Below are 550 nucleotides of genomic sequence, written 5' to 3'. Positions count from 1 at the left end.
ATCACAAAGACTTCGCGGGCGCGGTTGAGGCGAGTGCCTCGGTTGGCGGACAGATTTTGCCACCGATCATGGGAGCCAGTGCGTTCATTATGGCGGAGACCACTGGTCTGCCATATAGCACGATCGCGCTTGCCGCTTTGTTGCCTGCGATATTGTACTACTTGGGCGTGATTGCGCAGGTGCATTTCCGCGCTGGACGTCGTGACCTAAAAGGTATTGCCAAAGAGAGTTTGCCCGCGGTAAAAGAAGTGTTAAAAGCTCGCGGTCACATGCTATTACCGATCGTCTTTTTGATTTTCTTATTAATCAGAAATGTACCTGTGGGATATGCCGCGGCTTATACCATTGGTTTTACCGTGGTGATCAGTATGCTACGTGCCGAAACACGTATGAGCTTTTCTGATATTTTGGGTGCATTAGAAGACGGTGCACGCCAGTCGCTCGCGGTTATGGCGGCTTGTGCGGTCGTTGGTATTATCATTGGGGTCGTGAGTTTGACCAGCTTTGGCACAGTAATGACCTCATCTATCGTCACGCTAGGCGCAGGGTC

At 51.3% G+C, this 550-nt stretch carries 1 protein-coding gene; it reads left to right on the top strand.

Annotation, left to right across the window (positions count from 1 at the left end; translation table 11 throughout):
* On the top strand, positions 1 to 550 hold a 550-nt coding region (locus tag ACS8FC_RS20100), incomplete at both ends, for a TRAP transporter large permease subunit (RefSeq protein ID WP_439298084.1).

The sequence above is a fragment of the Psychrobacter sp. 1Y4 genome (genome assembly GCF_051847555.1).
Note: the sequence above shows the minus strand (reverse complement) of the source record. Positions and strands in the feature narration are given on the sequence as shown.